This window comes from Nocardiopsis protaetiae (genome assembly GCF_045446735.1).
In the GTDB taxonomy this organism is placed as follows: Bacteria; Actinomycetota; Actinomycetes; order Streptosporangiales; family Streptosporangiaceae; genus Nocardiopsis; species Nocardiopsis protaetiae.
The window spans coordinates 1-3945 of sequence record NZ_JBJJBV010000425.1 but is presented as its reverse complement, the minus strand read 5'-3'; the positions used below and the strand labels follow the sequence as shown (position 1 = coordinate 3945).

Below are 3945 nucleotides of genomic sequence, written 5' to 3'. Positions count from 1 at the left end.
CGGGGCGGGTCAGCCCGCCTGGTGTCCGGCGGCGCGCCCGGCCTCCAGGCGCGCGACCGGGACGCGGAACGGCGAGCAGGACACGTAGTCCAGGCCGACCTTGTGGAAGAAGTGCACCGACGCAGGGTCGCCGCCGTGCTCGCCGCACACGCCCAGCTTGATGTCGGGGCGGGCGGCCCGCCCCTCCTCGGCGGCGATGCGGATCAGGCGGCCCACCCCGTCCACGTCCAGGGACTCGAACGGCGACACCCCGAACACGCCCTTCTCCAGGTAGGCGGAGAAGAACGACGCCTCCACGTCGTCGCGCGAGAAACCCCACACCGTCTGGGTGAGGTCGTTGGTGCCGAAGGAGAAGAACGCGGCGTGCTCGGCGATCTGCCCGGCGGTCAGGGCGGCGCGGGGCAGCTCGATCATGGTGCCGACCGGGAAGTCCAGCTCCAGCCCGTTCTCCTCGCCGACCTCGCGCAGCACCCGCAGCGCGTCGTCGCGGATGATCTCCAGCTCCTGGACCGTGCCCACCAGCGGGATCATGATCTCAGGCCGGGGGCGCCCGCCCGCGCGGATGCGGTCGACGGCGGCCTGGGCGATGGCCCGCACCTGCATGGTGAACAGGCCGGGGACGACCAGGCCCAAGCGCACGCCGCGCAGGCCCAGCATGGGGTTCTGCTCGTGGAGCTTGTGCACGGCCTGGAGTACCCGCAGGTCGTTCTCATGGCTCTCGCCGCGGGCCTCGGCCACCGCCACGCGCACCGACAGCTCGGTGATGTCGGGCAGGAACTCGTGCAGCGGCGGGTCGAGCAGGCGCACGGTGACGGGCAGGCCGTCCATGGCCTCCAGGATGCCGTTGAAGTCGGCGCGCTGGAGCGGCAGCAGGGCGGCCAGGGCCTCGGTCTGCTCGTTCTCGGTGTCGGCCAGGATGAGGCGTTCCACCAGCTGGCGGCGGTCGCCGAGGAACATGTGCTCGGTGCGGCACAGGCCGATGCCCTGGGCGCCCATCCGGCGGGCGCGGGCGGCGTCCTCGGGGGTGTCGGCGTTGGCGCGCACCCGCATGCGGCGGGCGGCGTCCACGTAGTGCATGAGCCGGTCCACGGCGCGCACCAGCTCGTCGGCCTGGTCGGAGGCGGGGTCGATCTCGCCCTCGAAGTAGCGGACCACCGGGGAGTCCACGACCGGCACCTCGCCGAGGAACACCTTGCCGCTGGTGCCGTCGATGGAGATGACGTCGCCCTCCTCGATCACCTCGCCGCCGGGCGCGGTGAGCCGCCGGTTCTTGGTGTCGATGTCGAGTTCCTCGGCGCCGCAGACGCAGGTCTTGCCCATGCCGCGGGCGACCACGGCGGCGTGGGAGGTCTTGCCGCCGCGGCTGGTGAGGATGCCCTCGGCGGCGATCATGCCTTCGAGGTCGTCGGGGTTGGTCTCGCGGCGGCACAGGATGACCTTCTCGCCGCTGCGGGACCACTTGACCGCGGTGTAGGAGTCGAACACGGCCTTGCCGACGGCGGCGCCCGGGGAGGCGTTCATACCGCGGCCCAGCAGGTGAACGCTGCCGTCGCCGCCCGCGGCGACGGCGGTCTCGTCGAAGCGGGGGAACATCAGCTGGGCGAGCTGGTCGCCGGTGACCCGCTGGACGGCCTCGTCCAGGGTGATCATGCCCTGGTCGACGAGCTGGTCGGCGATGCGGAACGCGGCGGCGGCGGTGCGCTTGCCCACGCGGGTCTGGAGCATCCACAGCCTGCCGCGCTCGATGGTGAACTCGATGTCGCACAGGTCGCGGTAGTGGTTCTCCAGGGTCTCCATGATCCCCATCAGCTGCTCGTAGCTGCGGGGGTCGATGCCCTCCAGGTCGGCCAGGGGCACGGTGTTGCGGATACCGGCGACGACGTCCTCGCCCTGGGCGTTCTGGAGGTAGTCGCCGTAGACGCCCTGCTGGCCGGAGGCGGGGTCGCGGGTGAAGGCCACGCCGGTGCCGGAGTCCATGCCGAGGTTGCCGAACACCATGGAGCAGATGTTGACCGCGGTACCCAGGTCGGCGGGGATGCGCTCCTGGCGGCGGTAGAGGACGGCGCGGGGGGCGTTCCAGGAGTCGAAGACCGCCTTGACGGCGAGGGTCATCTGCTCGCGGGGGTCGGTGGGGAAGGGGGTGCCGGTCTGCTCGTGGACGATGGCCTTGAAGCGGTCCACGAGGGCGCGGAAGTCGTCGGCGTCCAGGTCGAGGTCGTCGGTGACGCCCTTGGCGGCCTTGGCCTCGTCGATGGCGTCCTCGAACAGCTCGCCGTCGATGTCCTGGACGGTCTTGCCGAACATCTGGATGAGGCGGCGGTAGGAGTCCCAGGCGAAGCGCTCGTCCCCGCCCTGGCGGGCCAGGCCGGCGACGGACTCGTCGTTGAGGCCGATGTTGAGGACGGTCTCCATCATGCCGGGCATGGAGAATCTGGCGCCCGAGCGCACGCTCACCAGGAGCGGGTCGTCGGCCTGGCCCAGGCGCCGCCCCATGGCCTTTTCGAGCTCCTTGAGGTTCTCCTCGATCTCGGTCTCCAGGCCCGCGGGGAAGCCGCCGTTGGAGAGGTAGTGGCGGCAGGCCTCGGTGGTGATGGTGAAGCCCGGGGGGACGGGGAGGCCGAGGTTGGTCATCTCGGCGAGGTTGGCGCCCTTACCGCCGAGGAGGTCCTTGAGGTCCTTGTTGCCCTCGGTGAACTTGTAGACGTACTTGGCCACGGGGGTTCTCCCTCGTTCGCTCGGCGACACCCCTGCGGGGTCGACCCTGGTGCCCGGATGGGCGCGACTCTATCCAGTCTCTGCACGGCCACCCCTCCATGAACCACCTTTTTGTGACATTTTCCCAGCTCATGGGCTTTAAAAAGGTCTAGACCAATGGTCCAGGAAGGGTAGACGAACCCCTTGACCTCGAAAGATGCACGGGAGAGGGCAAGGGCCGAGGACGCCGCTGGTCACGGCGTCTGGAACGCACCATAGCGGGTTCTGATCGATCAGAACACCGGGGATGCCCCCGAATCGACCACTCCGAACGCACAAGCCCTGCCAGAGCGGCACTGTGCCGCTCGACACACCCCTACCTTCAAGTAACCTACGGTCCCGTAAGTTAGGCTTTTCCAGGGGCCCGACACCGTGCCGGGCCCACGAATCGCGGGGAGTGGAACGTGTCCAGGGACAAGGCGCGGGGAACCGGATACGCGCGGACGCGGAAGGGGAGGAAGGGCCCGGAGGGCACCCTCCCCGAGCGGGCCGTGGCCGCCGCCGAGGGACTGGTGGAGGCGGTCAAACCCCGCCTGCGCGGCTGGCTGCACCTGGGCACCGCCCCGCTGGCGCTGGCCGCGGGCATCGTCCTGGTGGCCCTCTCCCCCACCGTGCCCGCCATGGCGGCCAGCGCGGTCTACGCGCTCAGCTCGGTCCTGCTCTTCAGCACCTCCGCGATCTACCACGTGGGGCGCTGGTCACCGCGGGTGCAGCAGGTGCTGCGCCGCATGGACCACTCCAACATCTACCTCATCATCGCGGGCACCTACACGCCGTTCATCGTGCTGGTGCTGGAGGGGACCCTGCGCACGGCGATGCTCGCCCTGGTGTGGGGCGGGGCGATCGCGGGGGTCGGGTTCAAGCTGCTGTGGCTGGGGGCCCCGCGCTGGCTGTCCACCGCGCTGTACCTGGCCATCGGCTGGGTGGCGGTGCTGTTCATCCCGCAACTGGTCGAGGGGACGCACCCGGCGACGTGGATCCTCATCCTGGTCGGCGGGGTGCTCTACAGCGTCGGCGCGGTGGTCTACGGCATGAAGTGGCCGGATCCGGCGCCCCGGTGGTTCGGCTTCCACGAGATCTTCCACTCGCTGACCATCGCCGCGTTCGTGTGCCACTACATCGCGGTCTCCTTCGTGGTCTACACCGCGGCCTGAGAGGCGGCGACGCGGCAGCGATACAGCAGAGATACGG

At 70.1% G+C, this 3945-nt stretch carries 2 protein-coding genes; one reads left to right on the top strand and one right to left on the bottom strand.

What is annotated here, in order from left to right:
* Positions 1-9: 9 nt before the first annotated feature.
* Positions 10-2715 carry a pyruvate, phosphate dikinase gene (ppdK, locus tag ACJOT3_RS33260; protein ID WP_406977104.1) on the bottom strand — a complete coding sequence of 902 codons (2706 nt, stop codon included), beginning with the start codon at positions 2713-2715 and terminating at the stop codon, positions 10-12.
* Between the two features lie 443 nt (positions 2716-3158).
* Between ppdK and trhA the strand changes: the two genes are divergently transcribed.
* Complete coding sequence (trhA, locus tag ACJOT3_RS33255; RefSeq protein WP_406977103.1) at positions 3159-3908, top strand: PAQR family membrane homeostasis protein TrhA; 750 nt, start codon at positions 3159-3161, stop codon at positions 3906-3908.
* The last annotated feature ends 37 nt before the right edge of the window (positions 3909-3945 follow it).